20 protein-coding genes are annotated in these 18,959 nt (G+C 54.8%); 16 read left to right on the top strand and 4 right to left on the bottom strand.

Annotation, left to right across the window (positions count from 1 at the left end; genetic code table 11):
• The first annotated feature begins 17 nt into the window (after nucleotides 1-17).
• The 14 genes from rlmJ (at nucleotide 18) to OSB_RS04985 (ending at nucleotide 13,014) form a co-directional block, all read left to right on the top strand.
• Complete coding sequence (gene rlmJ / locus OSB_RS05050; RefSeq protein ID WP_049833962.1) at nucleotides 18-788, top strand: 23S rRNA (adenine(2030)-N(6))-methyltransferase RlmJ; 771 nt, start codon at nucleotides 18-20, stop codon at nucleotides 786-788.
• 37 nt (nucleotides 789-825) lie between these two features.
• The gene (locus OSB_RS05045) at nucleotides 826-1,251 is read left to right on the top strand and encodes a tellurite resistance TerB family protein (RefSeq protein WP_049833961.1); all 426 of its coding nucleotides are present in this window, start codon (nucleotides 826-828) and stop codon (nucleotides 1,249-1,251) included.
• Nucleotides 1,252-1,302: 51 nt separating this feature from the next.
• Nucleotides 1,303-1,740, top strand: coding sequence for a tellurite resistance TerB family protein (locus OSB_RS05040; RefSeq protein WP_049836052.1), 438 nt, complete (start codon nucleotides 1,303-1,305; stop codon nucleotides 1,738-1,740).
• A complete protein-coding gene (locus OSB_RS05035) occupies nucleotides 1,740-2,471 on the top strand; it encodes a phosphate/phosphite/phosphonate ABC transporter substrate-binding protein (protein ID WP_049833960.1) in 732 nt (243 codons plus the stop codon). Before OSB_RS05040 ends, OSB_RS05035 begins: the two co-directional genes overlap by 1 nt.
• A 63-nt stretch (nucleotides 2,472-2,534) precedes the next feature.
• Nucleotides 2,535-3,305: an ABC transporter ATP-binding protein gene (locus OSB_RS05030; protein ID WP_049833959.1), complete on the top strand. Its 771-nt coding sequence runs from the start codon at nucleotides 2,535-2,537 to the stop codon at nucleotides 3,303-3,305.
• Between the two features lie 90 nt (nucleotides 3,306-3,395).
• A complete protein-coding gene (locus OSB_RS05025; RefSeq protein ID WP_049833958.1) occupies nucleotides 3,396-4,121 on the top strand; it encodes a transporter substrate-binding domain-containing protein in 726 nt (241 codons plus the stop codon).
• 65 nt (nucleotides 4,122-4,186) lie between these two features.
• A complete protein-coding gene (locus OSB_RS05020; protein ID WP_049836051.1) occupies nucleotides 4,187-5,071 on the top strand; it encodes an ABC transporter permease in 885 nt (294 codons plus the stop codon).
• A complete protein-coding gene (locus tag OSB_RS05015) occupies nucleotides 5,071-5,877 on the top strand; it encodes an ABC transporter permease (RefSeq protein ID WP_049833957.1) in 807 nt (268 codons plus the stop codon). The genes OSB_RS05020 and OSB_RS05015 overlap by 1 nt, the downstream gene beginning before the upstream one ends.
• Before the next feature lie 6 nt (nucleotides 5,878-5,883).
• Nucleotides 5,884-7,212: a glutamine synthetase family protein gene (locus tag OSB_RS05010; RefSeq protein WP_049833956.1), complete on the top strand. Its 1,329-nt coding sequence runs from the start codon at nucleotides 5,884-5,886 to the stop codon at nucleotides 7,210-7,212.
• A gap of 67 nt (nucleotides 7,213-7,279) precedes the next feature.
• A complete protein-coding gene (locus OSB_RS05005) occupies nucleotides 7,280-7,957 on the top strand; it encodes a type 1 glutamine amidotransferase (protein WP_049833955.1) in 678 nt (225 codons plus the stop codon).
• Nucleotides 7,954-9,306: a glutamine synthetase family protein gene (locus OSB_RS05000; RefSeq protein ID WP_049833954.1), complete on the top strand. Its 1,353-nt coding sequence runs from the start codon at nucleotides 7,954-7,956 to the stop codon at nucleotides 9,304-9,306. Before OSB_RS05005 ends, OSB_RS05000 begins: the two co-directional genes overlap by 4 nt.
• Entirely contained in the window at nucleotides 9,303-10,433 is a 1,131-nt protein-coding gene (locus tag OSB_RS04995) for a hypothetical protein (protein ID WP_049833953.1), read from the top strand. Before OSB_RS05000 ends, OSB_RS04995 begins: the two co-directional genes overlap by 4 nt.
• Nucleotides 10,434-10,445: 12 nt before the next feature.
• Nucleotides 10,446-11,753: an NAD(P)/FAD-dependent oxidoreductase gene (locus OSB_RS04990; RefSeq protein ID WP_049833952.1), complete on the top strand. Its 1,308-nt coding sequence runs from the start codon at nucleotides 10,446-10,448 to the stop codon at nucleotides 11,751-11,753.
• Nucleotides 11,754-11,832: 79 nt separating this feature from the next.
• The gene (locus OSB_RS04985; protein WP_049833951.1) at nucleotides 11,833-13,014 is read left to right on the top strand and encodes a DegT/DnrJ/EryC1/StrS family aminotransferase; all 1,182 of its coding nucleotides are present in this window, start codon (nucleotides 11,833-11,835) and stop codon (nucleotides 13,012-13,014) included.
• On the opposite strand, the gene phaR is transcribed toward OSB_RS04985, so the two are convergent.
• The 3 genes from phaR to phaC all read right to left on the bottom strand — a co-directional run bounded on the left by phaR (nucleotide 13,015) and on the right by phaC (nucleotide 16,178).
• A complete protein-coding gene (gene phaR, locus OSB_RS04980; protein WP_049833950.1) occupies nucleotides 13,015-13,569 on the bottom strand; it encodes a polyhydroxyalkanoate synthesis repressor PhaR in 555 nt (184 codons plus the stop codon).
• 148 nt (nucleotides 13,570-13,717) lie between these two features.
• Entirely contained in the window at nucleotides 13,718-14,167 is a 450-nt protein-coding gene (locus OSB_RS04975; protein ID WP_049833949.1) for a phasin family protein, read from the bottom strand.
• Between the two features lie 199 nt (nucleotides 14,168-14,366).
• Nucleotides 14,367-16,178, bottom strand: a complete 1,812-nt coding sequence (gene phaC, locus OSB_RS04970; RefSeq protein ID WP_049833948.1) for a class I poly(R)-hydroxyalkanoic acid synthase — start codon at nucleotides 16,176-16,178, stop codon at nucleotides 14,367-14,369.
• A 155-nt stretch (nucleotides 16,179-16,333) separates the two neighbouring features.
• On the opposite strand from phaC, the gene phaZ reads away from it, so the two are divergent.
• Nucleotides 16,334-17,632, top strand: coding sequence for a polyhydroxyalkanoate depolymerase (gene phaZ, locus OSB_RS04965; RefSeq protein ID WP_049833947.1), 1,299 nt, complete (start codon nucleotides 16,334-16,336; stop codon nucleotides 17,630-17,632).
• A gap of 2 nt (nucleotides 17,633-17,634) precedes the next feature.
• Nucleotides 17,635-18,216, top strand: coding sequence for a DUF6151 family protein (locus OSB_RS04960; RefSeq protein ID WP_049833946.1), 582 nt, complete (start codon nucleotides 17,635-17,637; stop codon nucleotides 18,214-18,216).
• Here OSB_RS04960 and OSB_RS04955 read toward each other — a convergent pair.
• Nucleotides 18,213-18,923: an alpha/beta fold hydrolase gene (locus OSB_RS04955; RefSeq protein ID WP_049833945.1), complete on the bottom strand. Its 711-nt coding sequence runs from the start codon at nucleotides 18,921-18,923 to the stop codon at nucleotides 18,213-18,215. The two genes, OSB_RS04960 and OSB_RS04955, sit on opposite strands and share 4 nt — an antisense overlap.
• Between the last annotated feature and the right edge of the window lie 36 nt (nucleotides 18,924-18,959).

Below are 18,959 nucleotides of genomic sequence, written 5' to 3'. Positions count from 1 at the left end.
CGTAAGAGGAACGTCTGATGTTGTCGTACCAACACCTGTATCACGCGGGAAATTTGGCGGATGTGCATAAGCATGCCGCCCTGTCTTGGGTGCTGGAGTATATGACGCGCAAAGACAAACCCATGAGCTATATCGAAACACACGGTGGACGTGGGCTGTATGATTTAAGCGCTGTTGAGGCGGTGAAAACCGGCGAGGCAGAGGCGGGTATCGCTGTCGCGGAGCCGTGGTTTGCGGATGATCATCCTTACGCGCGAACACTGGCTGCGTGCCGCGCCGAGAATGGGGAGAAATCCTATCCGGGATCGCCTTGGATCGCGTCGAACCTGTTGCGCGGTGATGATGTTTTGCACATTGCTGAATTGCACCCGCAAGAGTTTGAAGGGTTATATGACGCAGTCCCCGGCGCGCATGTTCATGCGATTGATGGGTTCGACTTGGTCTATTCCATGTGCCCGCCAACGCCGCGGCGTGGCTGTATGCTGATCGACCCGTCCTATGAAATAAAAGACGACTACGTGGCGATCGTGCGCCATTTCACCAAGATCGCGAAAATTTGGCCAGTTGGTGTTTTGATCCTATGGTACCCGATCCTAACCGATGCGCGCCACCGCACGATGCGATCTTCCATTATGGGCGCCCTACCTGATGCGTTGAACCATGAAGTCTATTTCGAACCCGCGCGCGAAGGGCACCGGATGGTCGGATCTGGTTTAATCGTGGTGAATGCGCCTTGGGGCTTGGATGAAGAGTTGAAGTCGCTTGGGGCGCAGTTTGCCAAGCTTTGAGGCTTGCAGGGAATGTTATCCCAACTAAAGTGGGCATATGTTTGAACGCGTCCTTTCCCTTCTTCGATCACCTGCAGATTTCACCGAAATGCCGGAGGCAGATGCCCGTCACGCACTTGGGGCATTGTTGGTGCGCGTTGCCAAGGCTGACGGTGCCTATCTGTTTCAAGAGATCGAGGAAATCGACCATCTGCTGGCCGACCTGTACGAGCTGAACGCGATTGAAGCTGCACGAATGCGGGCTGAGTGTGAAAGACTGGAAGCCGCGATGCCGGACACCAGTGAGCTTGCCCATATCTTGTCGTGCGATGTGACCAATGGTGAGTGCAACAACCTTGTGCGTGCGCTTTGGAAAGTCGCGGATGCAGACGGGCAGCGTCACGATTCCGAAACCCAAGTGGTCGCGATCGCGACAAAAACCTTTGGCATGTCGCCAGAAGATGCAGCGGCTTTGCGCGCCTAGCTCTGTTTATTGGGTCTTGGCGTTCTGCGTGAGCCTGCCTATATCCGTTATATGTTTGCAGACCTTTTCAAACGCTTAACCGCGCCCGATCCCGCCCCGCTTCCTGACGTTGATGCCCGCGTTGCCCTTGGCGCGTTGTTGGTAAGGCTTGCGCGGTCTGATGGGTCGTATGACGGCGAAGAAATTTCCCAGATTGATGCGGTTTTAATGCAGCGCTACGGCTTGACCGAACTTGAAGCCGCCGATTTGCGCATCCAATGCGAAGCGGCAGAAACCGAAGCGCCTGATACAGTGCGTTTTACTCGCGCCATTAAGGATGCAGTTCCGTTTGAAGACCGTGTTGGCGTGATCGAGGCCCTTTGGTCCGTCGTTCTGGCTGACGGTGTGCGCGACGAACATGAAGACGCTATGTTGCGTATGGTCGCGCCGCTGCTGGGTGTTAGCGATATGGAAAGCCACCAAGCCCGTCTTCGCGTGTCGCAAGGCTGATGTTTGCCAGTTTGCCAATGTATGATCGGCCGGAAAACCGGGCCGCCCATGATGCATTGTGGGATGGTGTACGTGGTGCGTTAGGATTTGGGCCTGAAGCGCTTGATCGGGAAACCGACCATGTTGAGGGCTGGGGCCGTGACGATTTGCTGTTGGGGCAGATTTGCAACCTCCCGTATCGGGCGCAATTTCGTGATAACGTCACAAGGATTGCCTGCAGCGACTACGGATTAACGGACACCCCAGCTGGCTATTACCATTCTGTTTTCGTTGTACGTGCAGAGGATGCGCCGCGCGGTCTTGCGCCAGCCACTTTGGGCCGTTTTGCCTATAACGACGCGCTGTCCCATTCCGGTTGGGGTGGTCCGCTGGCGCGTGTCACCGAACAAGGGCTGCAGTTTCACACCACGCTGCATACGGGCGCGCATATCGACAGCATGAAAGCCGTTGTCGATGGTCGCGCCGATTTGGCGGCGATTGACGCTGTGACGTGGCGTATGTTGCAGTCGTGGGAGCCCCGGTCAGCAGAATTGCGCGTTATTGGCCGCACCGGTCTTTCACCTGGAATGACCTTCATCACGGCTAAAACCATTGATCCTGCGCCAATCAAAGCGGCTTTAAACACTGCAATCGCTGAACTTTCACCAGAACATGCGCAGACACTCGGGGTGCGCGGGATCGTCGAACTCGCAGATAGCGCTTATGACCTTCCCATTCCGAAAGCCCCCTAAACGCACATTGCATTTAGAAAAGATTTGCGCCCTACTCGGCCAGATCATTGTAAACGAGGCAATATGACCGCTCCTGTCATCGAAATCCGGAACCTTCACAAAGCATATGGCGACCTCGAAGTCTTAAAGGGTGTCGATATCAGCGCCCCTGCGGGCCATGTTGTCAGTCTGATTGGGTCTTCTGGGTCCGGCAAATCCACGCTGCTGCGTTGCGCCAACCTGCTTGAAGACAGCCAGCAAGGGGATGTGTTGTTTTGCGGCGAGCCCGTGACGTGGAAAGGTACAGGACTTGCGCGTCACCCTGCAGATCGCGCACAGATGATTCGCATTCGCACGAACCTCAGCATGGTGTTCCAGCAGTTCAATCTGTGGTCGCACATGACGATCCTTCAAAACGTGATGGAAGCGCCATTAACTGTGTTGAAACGGGATCGCGAAGAAGTCGAAGCCTCTGCGCGCAAGTATTTGGAAAAAGTCGGCATCGGTGACAAATGCGATGTGTATCCGGCGATGCTGTCGGGTGGCCAGCAACAACGCGCCGCGATTGCGCGTGCGCTTTGTATGGAACCAAAGGCACTGCTGTTTGATGAACCAACCTCGGCACTCGACCCTGAGCTCGAGCAAGAAGTCGTTAAAGTTATCAAAGACTTGGCGACTGAGGGGCGCACGATGCTGGTCGTCACCCACGACATGCGGATGGCACACGATATTTCGGACCATGTCGTATTCCTTCATCAGGGCCTGATCGAAGAGCAAGGCCCGCCTAAGGAATTGTTCAACAATCCGAAATCCGAACGGCTACGCGGGTTTCTTTCCGTCACGCAAACCGCTTAATCTATTGCCTTTTCGCGCAACAGCGACAATCCTGCGCGACAGTTTGGCGACCACGATATGAGTCGCCCCTTCATCAACAGGAGACACCCGATGAAAAACCTTATCCTTACGACCGCTGCGGTCGCACTCACTGCTGGAATGGCAATGGCTGAAAACCACTCCGTTGTTCGCATGGGCACTGAGGGCGCATACGCCCCTTGGAACTTCATCAACGATGCTGGCGAAGTAGACGGCTTTGAGCGTGAGCTCGGTGACGAACTTTGCGCCCGTGCAGAACTCACATGTGAGTGGGTCACAAACGAATGGGACAGCATTATCCCGAACCTCGTATCCGGCAACTACGACACAATCATCGCAGGCATGTCCATCACAGACGAGCGTGACGAAGTAATCGACTTCACAACGGAATACACGCCTGCTGACCCAACATCGTTCGTGGCTTTGTCCATGGACGTTGACCCAGCTGCTGGCGTTGTTGCAGCACAGACAGGCACAATTCAGGCAGCCTACATTGCTGACCAAGGTTGGACTTTGGTCGAATTCGCCACGCCGGAAGAAACCATTGCTGCTGTGCGTGCTGGTGAAGCGGACGCTGTATTTGCAGACAACTCTTTCCTCGCGGCAGCAATCGAAGGCCAAGACGAACTGATGATGCTTGAACAGCAAGTCACTTTGGGTGGCGGCGTTGGCATGGGTATCCGTGAAAGCGACAACGAACTGCGTGACACTTTCAACGCGGCGATCCAGTCCATGAAGGACGACGGCTCCCTGAACGAACTGATCGTTAAGTGGGAAGTTGCTTCAACGTTCGAATAAACTGATCTTCGCGTCCGCCCTAATATTTGGGGCGGACGCATCCAATCATCTGATTGAGCTATCCCATTTTTGAATTTTGCGCAGACCCTGACTCCCTAGAGACCTTAAAATGGCTCTCCTGCTACCTGACCACAGGCAAGCACATGGGGTTCTATTGGTCATTCCTGACCGTTCTTACATTGCTGGCGATCACGGCCCCCCTCGCCCTGTCATTTGGCATGGGCGGCGCAATGGCTGCGCGGTCCCGCATTGCACCGGTTTCATGGCTGGGCAAGGGCTACATCGCGATTGTACGTGGCGTGCCCGACATCGCGTTCTTCCTGTTTTTCGTTATCGCTCTGGACCAAGGCATCGAATACCTGCGTCATCAGGCGATCTGCCCTGACTGGCCCGACGCCATTCGCCAAGGCAACGATTTCATCGTTTGCCAAGCCGCGAAAATGCCGCTGAGCAATGCCGCCCCCGAAGTACATGACCGTTACGGGTTCTTCATCGCCGTGTTCACCTTCGCCATCGTGTTCGGTGCTTTCGCTGGCAACGTGTTGTTTGGCGCAATGAAGGCTGTACCTAAACCACAGATCGAAACCGCTGAGTCCTATGGCATGACCCCGCGCCAAACCTTTTGGCGCATCGTCGTGCCGCAGATGTGGGTCTACGCCCTGCCCGGTCTTGGGAACCTGTGGATGGTGCTGATCAAAGCCACGCCGCTGTTGTTTCTACTTGGCGTCGAAGACATCGTTTATTGGGCGCGTGAACTCGGCGCGACCAAAACACCGCGTTTTACCGATTACCCCCACGCCGATTGGCGCATGTGGTATTTCCTTGCACTGCTGGTGTTCTACCTCGCGTTTACGCGTGTTTCTGAAATCGTTCTGGATCGCACCATGCGCCGCCTCACCCGTGGCCAAGCGACAGCAGGCGGCGAAGCCCAACGTAAGGTGGCTGGTTGATGGAATGTTTAGACACCATTGCAGACTACGCCCTGCGCTCAGTCGGGGTTGGCGAACGGTTGTTGCCACGTTCTGATTTCACCCTGTGTCAGCAGTTCACGCTGATCGGTTCCGGCATGATCTGGAACATCTATTTCGGGCTGCTTGCGCTTTTGACGGGCTTCTTTCTGGCGACAGCCGTGGCCGTTGGCAAGGCGGCACATAACCCGATCATCCGCAAAGCCTCGGAATGGTTCATCTTTGTTTTCCGCGGTTCACCGCTGTTTATTCAGTTCTTCTTTGCGTATTTCTTCTTCCTTTCCCTCAAAAGTCAGTACGCGTTCTTTGATGCGTTTACCTCTGCGTGGCTTGGTGCGCTGATCGTATTGTTCCTCAACACCGCCGCCTACACGGGCGAGATCTTTTATGGTGCGCTGCAATCCATCCCTAAAGGCGACACTGAAGCCGCAGATGCCTACGGTCTGTCCGGCTGGCCCCGCTTCCGGCGTGTGATCTGGCCAACAATGTTGCGCCTTGCGTGGCCGGCCTACACCAACGAAGCGATCTTTCTGTTCCATTCCACAACACTTGTGTTCTTCAGCGGCTTCCCTGTTTGGGGTCAGAAAGGTGACGCGCTTTACTACGCTGCCTTTTTTGCCGACAAAACGTTCAACCCCTTCATTCCTTACCCCATTTTGGCGTTCTATTTCATCCTACTGACCCTGGTCATCATTGCGATTATGGGGAAAATCGGCACGCGCCTGAACAGACATTTGCCGCAAGACGCCAAGCCCAAGTTCCGTTTCCGTCCTCAAATTATTCGGTGATCCGCCATGACATGGCTCCATGAGAACCCAGATATCAAAACCATCCGCGTTGCGGCCTCAGACCTGAACGGCGTGGCGCGTGGGAAACGGATCCCGACCAAGTTTGCGCAAAACATCGAACAAGACGGTACACGTTTCCCGCTATCGGTTCTGAACCTTGATATCTGGGGCGAAGACATCGACAACTCTCCGCTGGTTTTCGAAGCGGGTGACCCCGACGGCGTTGCCCTACCGACCGAACGTGGTTTTATGCCGATGCCGTGGCTGGAAAACCCGTCCGCCCTTTTGCCGATGTGGATGTATCGCGAAGATGGCCGCCCGTTTGACGGCGATCCCCGCCATGCCCTTGCCGCAGTGTTGAAACGCTATGCGGATCGTGGCCTAACGCCTATCTGCGGCACCGAGCTGGAATTCTACATCGTGGATGACAGCGGCAAAGATCTAAAGGTCGTTCCATCAGAACGGTCTGGTAAGCGTCGCCCAGGTGCTGAAATCCTGTCACTGCGTGCGCTGGATGCCTTCGATAACTTCTTCACCGCGCTTTATGACGGGGCCGAGGCGATGGATATTCCCGCGGAAACCGCCATTTCCGAAGCAGGCCTTGGTCAGTTTGAGATCAACCTGTCCCACAGCCACGCGATGAAAGCGGCGGACGACACGTGGTTGTTCAAACTGCTGGTGCGCGGCATTTCCCGCCAGCACGGCTTTGCAGCCAGTTTCATGGCGAAACCCTATCCGGAATATGCTGGCAACGGCATGCATGTGCATTTCTCGGTGTTGGACGCGGATGGCAACAACATCTTTGACAACGGCGGCAGTCAGGGCACAGACGTGATGCAGCACGCAATTGCAGGCTGCATGAACGCGCTTGGGCCATCCGCGCTGATCCTTGCTCCCCACGGCAATTCATATGATCGCTTGGTCCCCAATGCCCATGCGCCAACGTCTATTTGCTGGGCCTATGAAAACCGCACTGCAGCAATCCGCGTTCCCGGTGGCAATCACAAGGCACGCCGCATTGAACACCGCGTTGCGGGGGGCGATGTTAACCCCTACCTGATGCTCGCCGCAGTTCTGGGTGCGGCTTTGACGGGGATCGAGGACGCTGAAATGCCCCCTGCGCCGATAACAGGGAATGCTTATGATCAAGGTCTGCCACAGTTGCCCGGAAGTTGGGCAGAAGCGATCGAAAGCTTTGAATCTGACGCGCGCATCAAACGCATTTTTCCGGCAGAACTGATCCGCAACCTTGTCGCGACAAAGCGTCAAGAATTGCAGGCGTTTGCGGACCTCAGCCCCGAAGAACAGATCGACCTTTACCTAGATACCGTCTGATAACGGTCTGGCTTGTGTGACGGCCTAAGGCGGATTATCCTAGACGCAAATCAACCACTGGTGTTTCATGAAAATCGGCATTTTGCAGACTGGCCATTCTCCGGATGAGCTACGGCCCGTTTTGGGCGACTATTCCAACCTGTTCGAACGGCTTTTGGCGAACCAAGGTTTCACCTTTGAGACCTTCGATGTCGTTGACGACGTGTTCCCTGATGCGCCTGAACGGTGCGATGGCTGGCTAATCACAGGTTCCAAACATGGGGCTTATGAAGACCACCCATGGATTGCGCCCCTCGAGACCTTGATCCGTGACATCTATGCGCAGGAAGTTCCGCTAGTCGGCGTTTGCTTTGGCCACCAGATCATCGCGCAGGCCCTTGGCGGTAAAGTCGAAAAGTTCAAAGACGGCTGGGCCGTGGGCCGCCAGACCTATGACTGGGACGGCGAAACTGTCTCGTTGAATGCTTGGCACCAAGACCAAGTTGTTGAACGTCCAGCTGACGCGACTTCTGTCGCCTGCAACGACTTTTGCGAAAATGCGGCACTGGTCTACGGGAAGCGCGCATTCACCGTTCAGGCCCACCCAGAGTTTGAAGCTGAGCTTATTGACGGATTGATCCGCACCCGTGGTGGCGCAGTGCCAGCTGACCTAATTAGCGCCGCACGCGCAGACCTCGAAAACGAGGTCGACAACAAACGCCTTGCTGCACAAATCAGTGCCTTTTTCAAAGGAGTGGCAGCATGAGTTGGAGTGATAAAATCCCGCAAGCCGCCCGCGACTATCTTGATGCGAACCGTCTGGACGAGGTCGAGTGCATGATCTCTGACCTGCCCGGCATCGCCCGCGGTAAGGCGGTTCCTGCGGCGAAATGGGAAAAATTGACGCAATTTCACTTGCCAGAATCCATCTTCTTTCAAACACTTACAGGTGGTTGGGGTGAAGCCGCAGGGGATGCGGGTTTTACGGAACCCGATATGGTTTTGAAACCAGACTACTCCACGACGACTGCCGCTCCATGGGCAGCGGACGGCACGTTGCAGGTCATTCATGATGCTTTTGACACCAGAGGTGATCCGATCCAGTTCAGCCCACGCAATGTTTTGAAGCGTGTTGTTGATCTCTATGAAAAAGAAGGTTGGACACCTGTTGTTGCGCCTGAGATGGAATTCTTCCTCGTGGCGCGCAACACTGATCCGACCAAGCCGATTGAACCGATGATTGGACGCTCTGGTCGCCCTGCTGCTGCCCGCCAAGCCTATTCCATGACGGCTGTGGACGACTACGGACCTGTCATTGATGACATCTATGAGTTCGCTGAAATTCAGGGGTTCGAGATTGATGGCATCACGCAAGAAGGCGGCGCTGGCCAACTTGAGATCAACCTCAACCACGGTGATCCGGTTGAGCTGGCCGATCAGGTCTTCTTCTTCAAACGCCTTTTGAAAGAAGCAGCGCTCAAACACAATTGCTACGCTACCTTTATGGCGAAACCGATTGAGAACGAGCCTGGTAGCGCCATGCATGTGCACCACTCAATCCTCGACAAGGACGGCAACAACATCTTCACCGGCCCGCAGGGTGGCGAAACGGATGCGTTCTTACATTTCATCGGCGGCATGCAAGAGTACCTGCCGAGCGTGATCGCGGTGATGGCCCCTTACGTGAACAGCTACCGCCGCTACGTCAAAGACCACGCTGCCCCAATCAATTTGGAATGGGCGCGTGACAATCGCACCACCGGCCTGCGTGTACCGTTATCGTCCCCCGAAGCACGTCGCATTGAGAACCGCCTCGCGGGGATGGATTGCAATCCTTACTTGTGTATCGCGGCGTCGCTGGCCTGTGGTTACCTCGGCATGAAGAACCAGATCCGCCCTGACAAACGGTATGAAGGGGACGCCTATGAAGGCGACGGTGAATTGCCCCAAGGTCTATACGCCGCGCTTGACCTGTTTGATGCAAACACGGAAATGCATGAGGTTCTCGGTCCAGATTTCGCCCGCGTTTATTCCATCGTAAAGCGCGCAGAATACGAAGAATTCTTGCACGTCATCAGCCCGTGGGAGCGTGAACACCTCCTTCTAAACGTATGATACGGCTGGCCTTTCTCCTTGTTACCCTTGTGGGTGGATTGATCGCGTTTGGCGCGTTCTATTTGGTGCGCGGATCAGGCACGCAGACCACAGGAACGACTGCTGCTGTAGCTGAACAACCCATCGAGGCACCTACACCTGCCCCCGAACCTGAGCCTGACACAAGTGCACGGCTTTACTTCCTAGCGGATCAGTACCTCGACACGGGTGAAATCGCATTAGTGCTGGATCGCGCAGGGCCAAATGGCACATCTGTCGTTATCACCGACCCTGCCGCCATAAAAAACGCACAAGACCTAGCGTTCGTGAACACTGAGACGACAGGCGGTGAAGTCGCAGGTGCTATCGTCCTTGGCGCAATGGGCGTTCCACTGGAACAACGTATCGCGGCACTGTTTCGCGACGATGAACTGGTGCTTGAAGTCACATGCGGCTCAACGACCTGTGGCGACTTTGCCAGCGCCGAAGACGCCGATTTTGCGGGCCTTCTGGACGCTGCCGAACCTCTGGTCCCTATTGAGGAATATTACGACACCTACGCGACGTACCTCGAAGCACTGGCGTTTATCGCCAATGAACCGGATTATGCATTGCTTGGTCTAAAGGCGAACCGCGATCAGGCACACCCTGTCCCGCAAGCCATACCAGAAGCGATCGTGACGCTGCCAACGATCCATCAAAGCACCAGCCAGCCGCTTGATACCGAAACCCACGCAGCCCTGCTGAGCGCATTGGTCCAAGGTGCCCTACCCGAAGGCGTGACGATCAGTTCCATCAATATCGAAGACCACGGCGCCGCAATTCTGGTCGATGCTGACAATGGCCTACCTGCCACCCGTGCCGGCGCTGAAATCCCGTTTCCTGACGTGCTGTTTTATACACCTCATATCAATCTCACGGGTGCGTCCAGCTTGCCAGATGACCTGCTAGAGACCCTCACCAGCGAAACACTGTCGCGGGTTGAATGGGACGACGCGTCAAAGGCGTTTATCCAAGACCTCGGGCTAACCTGCACTGATTGCTACAACTTTCAGATCAAAGGCGATGTTTATGATGAGGCAACCGTGATCCACAGTGTGCCGGAACGCTACGATCTAACGTTCTATGACCTACGCGACGCTCCTTGAACCGAGGTAATCATGTCAAACGCCCTATACCGCAATGACCGCCCTGCTAAGTTCCCCAATAGCTGGTATGCCGCAACCGCCGACATCCCACCAGAACGTGCTCCGTTACACGGCAAAATCAAAGCGGACGTCTGCATTGTTGGCGCTGGTTTCACTGGCCTGATGGCCGCGCTTGAATTGGCCGAAGCCGGAATGGACGTTGTTGTACTGGACGCCCACCGCGCGGGTTGGGGCGCGTCTGGTCGCAATGGTGGGCAAGCCGGATCAGGGTTCAACCAAGACCAGCGCTGGATTGCTGCAAAACTTGGAAAAGGCCCAGCCAAGGCGCTCTGGGATATGACGGAAGAAGGCAAAGACCTCCTGAAGTCGCGCATCGAAAAACATACCCCCGAAGCCCGCTTTCGTGCAGGCGTCGCGCATGGCGCATACAACGCGGTTGAGGCCCGTGAACTGCGTGATGAGGCTGAGTTCTTGCGCCGAACCTATGACTACAAAGACGTCGAAGGCCTGACGCGCGAAGCATTCCAAGACATTGTAAAGTCACCACATTACCAAGGCGGCCTAGTTGACCGTGGCGCGGGTCACATACACCCGCTGCGCTACGCCCTTGGTCTTGCCAAAGCCGCCGAAGCCGCTGGCGCGCGCATTTTTGAACGCTCGGAAGTGCATGAGATCGTTGAAGGTGATCCTGCTGTTGTCGCCACGGGACAGGGTCGCGTAACGGCCCCGTTCGTGCTGCTTGCTGGCAACGGATACCTTCCAAACATCAACAAAAAGGTCACGTCGCGCACCATGCCGCTAAACTCTTTCATCGCTGCGACCGAACCGCTGGGTGAGCGTGCAAAAGACATCCTGACCCAAGACATCGCCGTAGCAGACAGCAAGTTTGTGGTGAACTATTTCCGTCTGTCTGAGGACAACCGCCTGCTGTTTGGGGGGCGCGAGAACTACACCACGGGGTTCCCGCAAAACATTGAACCCGCATTGCGCAAACGGATGGAGCACATGTTCCCACAGCTTAAGGGCGTGAAAATCGATTACACATGGGGCGGAACCCTGGGCATCACACCGACCCGCCTGCCCAACTTAATGCGTGCTTCCTCTAACATCTTAAGTTCTGGTGGCTATTCCGGTCACGGTGTCGTCCATTCCGGTTTCGCCGGTAAACTGATGGCCGAAGCCGTACGCGGCCAAGCAGAACGCTTTGACGTTTTCGCGAGTCTACCAACACCGCGCTTTCCGGGTGGCACAATGCTACGCGCACCTTTGCTAATGGCGGCGATGACGTGGTATTCGATGCGCGATCGCTTGGGCATTTAGTCGCTGATCCGCAAACAGTCATGGCCTTGTCATAATCACGATGTTAAGTTTCGCAAAAATTCAAATTAGGTGCTGATCTATGCCCCAAATCCCAAACGTTTACGATGCAGAACCCATTCCTGCAGCTGCGCTGGAAGAAGTCACCAAGCTGCTGAACTCTGCAGACCTGTTTCGCTACACTCGGGCCGATGACGCGCCAGTTTCGCTTTTAGAACAAGAATTTGCAGCGCTGATGGGTACGAAATATGCCCTCGCGGTTTCAAGCTGTTCTGCAGCCCTATTCTTGTCCCTCGAAGCGCTAGACCTGCCCCGTGAGGCCCGCGTTCTGATCCCTGCGTTCACCTTTGCGGCTGTTCCGTCCTCTGTAGTTCATGCGCGCTGTGTGCCTGTCCTTGTAGAGTGTTCCGACAACTACCGCATCGACATGGATGACTTTGCCGCCAAACTTGAGAACGCTGACGCCGTACTTATTTCGCATATGCGTGGGCACACCTCAGATATGGATGCAATCATGGCATTGGCCGATGCAGCTGATGTGCCTGTCATTGAAGACGCGGCCCACAGCCTTGGCACCACATGGAACGGTCGCAAGATTGGGACTATCGGCAAGATCGGCTGTTTCAGCTTCCAAAGTTACAAAATGATCAACGCGGGCGAAGGCGGCATTTTGGTCACCGACGACGCGGATCTCGTGGCGCGGGCCATCATCATGTCTGGCGCCTATGAACACACATGGCAGAAACATGCGATCCCAACAGAGGTGATGCAGAAATGGCAGAACAAACTGCCGCTTTATAATCTGCGACTGTCCAACCTGTCCGCTGCAATCATTAGGCCGCAATTGCCCGAGCTCGCACGGCGTGTCGTCGATGGGCGACGCAACCATGACCACGTGGCAGCACGGTTGAACACGCACCCGAATCTTGTTGTCCCTGCCCCTCTAGCGGGCGAAGTTCGCGCGCCGGATTCTATTCAGTTCAACCTGTACAATATGGATGACGCACAGACCCAAGCTTTTGCTGATGCGGCTGCGTCTTTGGGCCTCAAGGTGCAAATCTTCGGCCAAAGTGCGGACAATGCGCGGGCTTTCTGGAATTGGGAATTCTTGGGCGCCACACCAGAGCTGCCGAAAACGCGCGCCATGTTGATGCGCGCGTGCGATGTGCGCCTACCTGCCCGCCTGACGCTAGACGATTGCGATGTGATCGCTGAGGTTCTGCTGGAAGCCGCACAAACGGCGACATCCGCTAAGGTAGCTTAATTACTTGCCCAGCTTTGAGAGCTTTTCCTGAAGCGCAGCAAGTTCCGCCTTAATGTCATCAAGACCTTCGTCGGCTTTTTCGGCTTTGGCGGATTCGGCAGGCTTGGCCGCAGATGGCATCATGCCCCCTGTCATCGCCTTCATGAACGCTTGTTGCTGTGCTTGCATCGCTTCGAACCCTGGCATCGATGCCAGCGGATTAGTTGATCCGATGTTTTCCATAATCTTGGACTGCCCATCACGAAGCATATCAAATGATTGCGCCAAGAACTGCGGAACGACAGACATCGACTGGCTCGTGTAGGACCGCACCAAATCCGTCAAAACATCAACCGGAAGCACGCTTTCGCCGCGGCTTTCATGTTCCGCGATGATCTGCAGCAAGTATTGACGTGTAAGGTCGTCCCCGGACTTCAAGTCAACGATCTGCACTTCGCGCCCATCACGAATGAATGTCGCGATATCTTCGAGTGTGACGTAATCGCTGGTCTCGGTGTTGTACAAACGACGACTTGCATAACGCTTGATCAGTAGCGGTTGTGATGTGTTGGCCAACTGGTTTCCTCCCCGAAATGTTGCACTGCAGAGAAAGCCTATGCCGCATGTCAGCAAAAGAAAAGGGCGTGCTGTCGGGAGGAACAGCACGCCCTAAGAAGACGTTGGCGCTCAGGGAGGAGAAAAGCGCTTATCTATCTAATGTCGCTTACTTTGCAGTAGCGGCTTTCTTAGCAGCAGCAGTTACGTCTGCAGTGGCTTTCTTAGCAGCAGCAGTCATGTCTTCTGACGCGTCTTTGCCAGCAGCCATCATCAGTTCCAGAGTTTCTGTCTGAACTTTTTTCGCGATTTCAGCGAAGGCAGCCATGTGCTCAGCAGCGGCTTCAGCAGAAGCGGATGCGAAGTCAGTTACGGATTTTGCGTAGTCAGCAGGCTCTGCCTTTGCTTTGGACAGTTCTGTAACCTTAGCAAGTGTGTCCTGAGCCCATTTCGCGGACAGCTCAGTGGATTTTTCTGCTGCAGTGATGGAAACAGCGGACAACTTTTCGCTCAACGCGGACTGTGTCTTAACAGCGTCGTCGAATGCTTTTGTGTCTACAGGGAATGCGCCCATCATGTCTTTGAGAACGGCGGTGAAGTCAGGTGTCGTAGCAGCCATGTCGGTGCTCCTTAAATATGTACCGGACCATTCCGGCGTTTCTGCGTCTGCAAACAACTTACTTGCTGCAGTGCAGCATTTCAAGTTTTTTCTGCAGTGCAGCATAAATAAGTTACACACGCATTAGGCGATTGAATTTATTGCGGAAAACCAACCAACCCAAGAAATGCAGGCTAAAAAGGTTACCTTTTGCCCTGCGTCAAACTGTCTTCTCACCCAAAACATAACTTCCGGGTGCAGGCATAATCGAGGGATGAGTCGCACAACCAGGCGTTCTCGCATCGATCTTCTTGCCAGACTTGTTGGCCAACCACTTGCCCCACATCGGCCACCAAGACCCTTCATGCGCCTTGGCCCCTGCTTGCCAATCGTCTGGGCTGAGGGTGAGGTCCGTATTTGTCCAATGGCCATACTTCTTCTTAGCAGGTGGATTCACGATCCCTGCGATGTGGCCTGACCCCGACAGGATAAACGTCTTGTCCTTGGACCCCATCTTTTGCACGCCACAATAAGATGACTTCCAAGCCGCGATATGGTCGCTTTCGCAAGCAATCGCAAATAGCGGCACGTCGACATCACCCAATTTCACAGAGATACCCGCGACCTCAAAGCCAGTCGTCGCAAATGCATCGTCCTGACAAAGGCCACGCAAGTATTCGATCGCCATTTTGCCGGGAAGGTTCGTGCCATCGCCGTTCCAATAAAGCAAATCGAAGGCCGGTGGAGCCTCCCCCAACATGTAGCTGCGGATCGCGGGCTGATAGATAAGGTCGTTGCTGCGCAAATAGCTGAACGTACGGCTCATATAGAAACTGTCGAGGAAACCGGCGTTCATGACCTCAGCTTCGATGCCATCCACAAAGTCATCGTTCAGGAACACGCCAACCTCACCGCGATCTGAGAAGTCGGTAAGCGTCGTGAACAGCGTGGCGGATTTTACGTAATCAAGCCCGCGTGCCTTCATAACGGCCAGTGACAACGACAACGTCGTACCAGCAATACAGTATCCGACCGCATTCACCTTCTTCACACCGCAAATCTCGCGGACGGTTTCAAATGCGGTGATGTAGCCGTCCTCGATGTAGTCGGTCATCCCGATGTCGCGATATGCGTTATCAGGGTTGATCCATGAGACAACAAACAGCGTGAACCCTTGATCGACGATCCATTTAACAAGTGATTTTTGCGCGTTCAGGTCGAGAACGTAGAATTTATTGATCCATGGTGGGAAAATCACCAGCGGCGTTTCATGAACCTTTTCGGTGGTCGGCGCATACTGGATCAGCTCAAACATGTGATTGCGGAAAACAACGTCGCCTGTCGTCGTGGCAAGGTTTTCACCAACGCTAAACGCATCCTTATCCACCAGTGAAACCACCAGTTCGCCGTTGTTGGCTTCTAGGTCGGCGATCATATTTTCCAAACCGCGCACAAGGCTGTCACCTTCCGTTTCAACGGCTTTGGTCAACGCGTCAGGGTTGCTGGCTAGAAAATTCGTCGGGGACAGCATGTCGACAATCTGTTGGCTAAAGTATTCCATCTGCCGCTTGTCGCGTTCATCCAAACCTTCCATGTCAGATACCGCCGCATCAACGGCCTGTGCGTTCAGCATGTATTGCTGCTTTAGAAAGTTGAAATAGGGGTGCGATTGCCACAACGGGTTCTTAAAGCGCTTATCCGTTGGTGTGTCGTCTTTGGGCGCTTCAAGGTTTCCTTTGGACAAGGCCTGCTGCGCATCGACAAAATGCTGCAGCGTTTTGCCCCAATATCCGACTTGCTGTTCAATAATCTTCGCCGGATTCTGTATCATTTCTTGAAAAATAGCGCCGCCTGCCCGCGCATATAGTTCGGGTTCTGGCCCCTGCAAATCTTGTGGCACCTGACGCTTGTTTGACATCGCCGCTACAAGCCGCGTTGTAAGTTCCTGAATACGTTCCATATTTTGCTCGAGTTTTGGCAAGGCCGCGTCCAGACCGTCGGATTCACTGCGTTTTGAATCATCTGTTGTCATATCGGCATCGCCCTCTTATTGTGCAGGTGCAGCATTTTCTCTTTTTGCTATCTGCCAAGATAGCGTCTCGGTCAATGCGACATAGTCATCGCGCCTTAAGGCTGGGTCGAAAGGCCAACACAGTCGGGCCGCGACAAAATCCGAGGACGCGCAAAATGAAGTATATGGCAACATACGACCTTATGGAAACCATTCGAAACACGAATGAATGGATGGGGGCCTCCGCACGGGCCATTGCATCTTATCCAGCTGTCGCGATGTGGCCTGGTCCAGGCATGGAAATGCTGCGCGCATGGGGCGAAGTCACCGAGCGCAGCTTTGCACGAATGGTCACCAAACCTGACTGGGGTATTGATAGTGTTCCAGCCGAGGACGGCAAAGATCACGTCATCATGGTGCGCAAGGTTGTCGAAAAACCATTTGGCGATCTGGTCCACTTCTGCGCTGTCGGACGTTCGGAACGCAAACGCAAGGTTCTGCTTGTTGCGCCAATGTCGGGCCACTACGCCACTTTGCTACGTAAAACGGTCATGTCCCTGCTTCCAGATTGCGAAGTTTACACAACTGACTGGCACAACGCGCGCGATATTCCAGTGTCTGAGGGCAAGTTCGACGTTGAAGACTACACACTTTACCTGTCCGAGTTCATGAAAGAGATGGGCCCAGACACGCACGTTATCGCCGTTTGTCAGCCCGTGCCGCTGACCCTCGCGGCGACAGCCTACCTCGCGGAGCAAGACCCAGACGCGCAGCCACGTTCATTGACCTTGATCGGTGGCCCCGTTGATCCAGAAGCCAACCACACTGAAGTCACCGACTTTGGCCGCTCGGTCACGATGGGCCAACTGGAAGAGACCATGATCCAGCGGGTCGGGTTCAAATACCCGGGCGTTGGCCGCAGAGTTTACCCTGGGTTGTTGCAATTGGCGTCCTTCATCTCGATGAACGGTGAAATGCACAGCGATGCTTTCCAGAAACAGATCATGGCCGTCGCCAAAGGCGAAGCGTCAGAGCACGACAAACACAATGCGTTTTATGATGAATACCTCGCCGTGATGGACATGACGGCAGAATTCTACCTTTCAACGGTTGAACGCATCTTCAAGAACCGTGAAATCGCGACCAACAGCTTTACCGTCGAAGGTCACCCTGTTGATTTCGGTAAGATCACGACCGTCGCTGTGAAAATCGTCGAAGGCGAAAACGATGACATCTCTGCACCGGGCCAATGTCTTGCAGCACTGCCATTGCTGACGGGTCTTCCGGACAGCAAAAAAGCATCTCACCTTGAGCCAGGTGCAGGACACTACGGTATCTTCGCGGGCCGCAGCTGGCGCGACAACATTCGCCCCTTGGTACTGGATTTCATTGACGCGAATGCCGATGCACCGGCGAAAAATGAAAATACCAAAACAAAAGCCGCGAATAAGAACGCGGTCGATAAGGCCAGCTAATCATGGGCCAAGACATCCCCTTCGGTTGCTCATGTGGCGCTATGCGGGGTGTTTTGCGTGATATTACCCCGCGATCTGGCGGCCACCTGCGATGCTATTGCGAAGATTGTCGCGCGGCCGCGGTTTGGGCCGGCGACGAGAATGTCGGTGGTACGGGTGTCCACTATTACCAAACAACGCCAGACAAGTACGATTTCACGACGGGATGGCCTGACGTAAAGGTGTTTCAGTGGAAAAAAGGGCGCTTGTTGCGTTGGTACGCCCCGTGCTGCGGCGCGACATTGGTAAACACGCTCGACAGCCCGAAATGGGCTTTTGCAAGTATCAATACAGCGCGGTTTGATGACCCGAACGCGCTAGGCCCCGCCAAAACCTATGCATTTAAGCCAATGCCAAATGGCAAATCCAAAACCGTAGGGTTCAGCCACTTCATCATCGGCTTTATCCGCCGCACGATCTGGGCACGTATTTCAGGTGGATGGCGTAAAACGCCCTTCTTTGATGATCACGGTTTGGCAATTTCATCTATCCAAACGCTCAACGCGCAAGACCGAGCTACAGTGCCACAGGATCCGCGCTCCTAGCGTAGCACTAACGGTTGGCGCATCCATGTATAAAGCGCCTCGGTCGTGCCCTCAGGGTCTTCTAGCATCACCGTATGCCCAACCCCGTTCAAAACACCGAGTTTGGCATAAGGGATCAGTTCCGCCAAAAATTCCTGTCGTTTCAAGGGTACAATCTGGTCTTCCTCGCCCGCCAAAATCAACGTTGGCTGGATGATACGACGAAGGGTACTTTGCTGGTCGCGGCGGCGCTGCATCGCGCGTTCTTGGCGTGCAAACACGTCCGCCCCCAGCGACATCGCCATCTCTTTAAGCTCGGCCGTCGCTTCCGAACGCAGCGGCCCACTACCCACATGGCGTGGCAGCACGTCTTGCTCGAGCAGGCTTTCAAATCGACCCGACTTTGCACCAATCATTCGCGGTTCACGATCTGCAGCTTCTTGCGGGGTATCTGACAGTGGATTGGTTCCGATCAATGCCAGTCGGATAACCCGTTCTGGCGCACGGCGCGTCAACTCAAGCGCAACAGCGCCGCCCATCCCGTGCCCGCACAACGCGAACTTGGATGGCAAACATGACAGTAATTCGGATGCGATCTCTTCGATGCGGTCGCCAACACCAACCGGCGCGACCGTGACAGGACGCTCATAGCTTAGAACCGTCAACTGCGTGGCCCAGACGCGCGCATCGCACATCATACCCGGCAATAGGACGAGTGGTTCTGCCATGTCTGCCTCTGCTTATACTTTTGCCTGTTGGCCTAA

The sequence above is a fragment of the Octadecabacter temperatus genome (genome assembly GCF_001187845.1).
Taxonomy (GTDB): Bacteria; Pseudomonadota; Alphaproteobacteria; order Rhodobacterales; family Rhodobacteraceae; genus Octadecabacter; species Octadecabacter temperatus.
The sequence above is the reverse complement of the archived record's forward strand: the minus strand, read 5'-3'. Positions and strand labels throughout refer to the sequence as shown.

What these genes read in the sequence shown, in the direction of transcription:
- OSB_RS04985 (WP_049833951.1), top strand. Translation starts at nt 11,833, where the DNA reads ATGCCCCAAATCCCAAACGTTTACGATGCAGAACCCATTCCTGCAGCT.
- phaZ (WP_049833947.1), top strand. Translation starts at nt 16,334, where the DNA reads ATGAAGTATATGGCAACATACGACCTTATGGAAACCATTCGAAACACG.
- OSB_RS05005 (WP_049833955.1), top strand. Translation starts at nt 7,280, where the DNA reads ATGAAAATCGGCATTTTGCAGACTGGCCATTCTCCGGATGAGCTACGG.
- OSB_RS05045 (WP_049833961.1), top strand. Translation starts at nt 826, where the DNA reads ATGTTTGAACGCGTCCTTTCCCTTCTTCGATCACCTGCAGATTTCACC.
- OSB_RS05030 (WP_049833959.1), top strand. Translation starts at nt 2,535, where the DNA reads ATGACCGCTCCTGTCATCGAAATCCGGAACCTTCACAAAGCATATGGC.
- OSB_RS04990 (WP_049833952.1), top strand. Translation starts at nt 10,446, where the DNA reads ATGTCAAACGCCCTATACCGCAATGACCGCCCTGCTAAGTTCCCCAAT.
- OSB_RS05025 (WP_049833958.1), top strand. Translation starts at nt 3,396, where the DNA reads ATGAAAAACCTTATCCTTACGACCGCTGCGGTCGCACTCACTGCTGGA.
- OSB_RS05040 (WP_049836052.1), top strand. Translation starts at nt 1,303, where the DNA reads ATGTTTGCAGACCTTTTCAAACGCTTAACCGCGCCCGATCCCGCCCCG.
- phaC (WP_049833948.1), bottom strand. Translation starts at nt 16,178, where the DNA reads ATGACAACAGATGATTCAAAACGCAGTGAATCCGACGGTCTGGACGCG.
- OSB_RS04975 (WP_049833949.1), bottom strand. Translation starts at nt 14,167, where the DNA reads ATGGCTGCTACGACACCTGACTTCACCGCCGTTCTCAAAGACATGATG.
- OSB_RS05015 (WP_049833957.1), top strand. Translation starts at nt 5,071, where the DNA reads ATGGAATGTTTAGACACCATTGCAGACTACGCCCTGCGCTCAGTCGGG.
- OSB_RS04960 (WP_049833946.1), top strand. Translation starts at nt 17,635, where the DNA reads ATGGGCCAAGACATCCCCTTCGGTTGCTCATGTGGCGCTATGCGGGGT.
- OSB_RS04955 (WP_049833945.1), bottom strand. Translation starts at nt 18,923, where the DNA reads ATGGCAGAACCACTCGTCCTATTGCCGGGTATGATGTGCGATGCGCGC.
- OSB_RS04995 (WP_049833953.1), top strand. Translation starts at nt 9,303, where the DNA reads ATGATACGGCTGGCCTTTCTCCTTGTTACCCTTGTGGGTGGATTGATC.
- OSB_RS05035 (WP_049833960.1), top strand. Translation starts at nt 1,740, where the DNA reads ATGTTTGCCAGTTTGCCAATGTATGATCGGCCGGAAAACCGGGCCGCC.
- OSB_RS05000 (WP_049833954.1), top strand. Translation starts at nt 7,954, where the DNA reads ATGAGTTGGAGTGATAAAATCCCGCAAGCCGCCCGCGACTATCTTGAT.
- OSB_RS05010 (WP_049833956.1), top strand. Translation starts at nt 5,884, where the DNA reads ATGACATGGCTCCATGAGAACCCAGATATCAAAACCATCCGCGTTGCG.
- rlmJ (WP_049833962.1), top strand. Translation starts at nt 18, where the DNA reads ATGTTGTCGTACCAACACCTGTATCACGCGGGAAATTTGGCGGATGTG.